General features: G+C 63.1%; 1 protein-coding gene and 1 pseudogene. Both read left to right on the forward strand.

Translation table 11 applies throughout. The annotated features are described in order from the left end of the window. Positions 1-26 precede the first annotated feature (26 nt). Complete coding sequence (locus tag EOA85_RS33680) at positions 27-1,643, forward strand: GMC family oxidoreductase N-terminal domain-containing protein (RefSeq protein WP_127212579.1); 1,617 nt, start codon at positions 27-29, stop codon at positions 1,641-1,643. After that, a pseudogene (locus tag EOA85_RS33685) lies at positions 1,640-2,030 on the forward strand (mandelate racemase/muconate lactonizing enzyme family protein); the annotation flags it as partial. The gene EOA85_RS33680 and the pseudogene EOA85_RS33685, both read left to right, overlap by 4 nt.

Raw genomic sequence — 2,030 nt, forward strand, 5'->3', positions numbered from 1 at the left:
AACATTCGGAGCCGGCCGCAGCCACCATGCAGACTTATGATTTCATCGTCGTCGGCTCCGGCTCGGCCGGCTCGGTCCTCGCCGAACGGCTGTCCGCCTCCGGCCGCTTCTCGGTGCTGGTGCTCGAGGCCGGCGGCACCGATCGGCGCTTCTACGTGCAGATGCCGCTTGGCTACGGCAAGACCTTCTTCGACCCAGCGGTCAACTGGAACTACAAGACCGACCCGGATGCCGGGCTCGACAACAACACCGATCACTGGCCGCGCGGCAAGCTGCTCGGCGGCTCGAGCTCGATCAACGCGATGGTCTGGATCAGAGGCGCGCGCGAGGATTTCGATGCCTGGCGAGATGCCGGCAATCCCGGCTGGAGCTACGACGATCTGCTGCCGGCCTTCAAGGCGCTGGAGGACAATGAGGCCGGCGCCGACCAATGGCGCGGCATCGGCGGCCCACTGCACATCACCGACTGCTCGACCGCCGTCCATCCGCTAACCAAGCGCTACCTGGCGGCCGGTCAGCAAGCCGGCCTGCCACTCAATCGCGATTTCAACGGTGCCGTTCAGGAAGGCGTCGGCATCTACCAGATCACCACCAGGAACGGCCGCCGCATGTCGGCCGCCCGCGCCTTCCTGCGCCCGGCGATGAAGCGCAAAAACGTCCGCGTCGAGATGAATGCGCTGGCGACCAGAATCCTTTTTGAGGGCAAGCGTGCCGTTGGCATTGAGTACCTGCAGAACGGTGAGACGAAGACTGCCCGCGCCGGTCGCGAAGTCATTCTGTCGGGCGGCTCGATCAACTCGCCTCAATTGCTGCAGCTTTCCGGCATCGGTCCCTCGGCGCTCCTTGGAGCGCTCGGTATTCCCGTCATTCACGCCAATGAGAATGTCGGCGCCAACCTACAGGACCATGTCGGCATCAACTACACGTATCGGGGCAGGCTGCCGACACTCAACCAGATCCTGCGGCCGTGGTGGGGCAAGCTCATGGTCGGCATGCAATATGTCCTTTTGCGCTCGGGCCCGCTGTCGCTGTCGATGAACAATGCCGGCGGCTTCTTCCGCACCGACCCGGCGCTTTCACGGCCCAACATGCAGCTTTATTTCCAGGCATTCTCGACCGTCATCCCGAAGAGCGGCGAGCGTCCGATCCTGACGCCCGACCCGTGGCCGGGCTTTTCCATCGGCCTGTCCAACTGCCGTCCATCGAGCCGTGGCGAGATCATGATCCGCTCCAGCAATCCGCGTGACTATCCGAAGATCGTCGCCAATGCCTTTTCGACCGAAGCGGACGTCGCCGAAATGCTGGCGGCTGTGAAGTTCGTCCGGAAGATCGCCGCCATGCCGGCGATGGCCGACATCATCGAGGACGAGGTTTTGCCGGGCCCATCAATCAAGTCCGACGCGGATCTCATTCAGGATTTCAGGAAACGTTCGGGCACTGTCTACCACCCGGTCTCGACATGTCGCATGGGACCGGACGCTGCGCGCGCCGTCGTCGACCCGCGCCTGCGGGTTCACGGCCTCGCCGGCTTGCGCGTCATCGATGCCTCGATCTTTCCCGATAACATCACCGGCAACACCAACGCCGCCTCGATCGTGACCGGATGGAAGGGTGCCGAACTGGTTCTGGAGGATCAAAAATGAAAATCACCGACGTAAAGACCTGGGTTGTCGGCAATCCGCCGCCCGGCATCGGCGGCAAGTATTTCATCTTCGTCAAGCTCACCACCGACGGCGGCGTGGTCGGCTATGGCGAGGCCTACAACGCCACCTTCTCCGCCCACGTCACCGCAAGAATGATCGAGGACATGGCCGAGCGCTACCTCATCGGCCGCGATCCGCACGACATCGAAAACTTCTTCCGCCGTGCCTATTCGTCCGGCTTCACCCAGCGCCCCGACGTGTCCGGGATGGGCTGTTTTTCGGCGCTCGAAATCGCCTGCTGGGACATTATCGGCAAGGAGGCCGGCAAGCCGGTCTACAAGCTGCTCGGCGGGCAGGTGCACGAAACGCTGCGTTCCTATACTTACC

The sequence above is a fragment of the Mesorhizobium sp. M5C.F.Ca.IN.020.29.1.1 genome (assembly GCF_003997375.1).
GTDB lineage: Bacteria > Pseudomonadota > Alphaproteobacteria > Rhizobiales > Rhizobiaceae > Mesorhizobium > Mesorhizobium wenxiniae.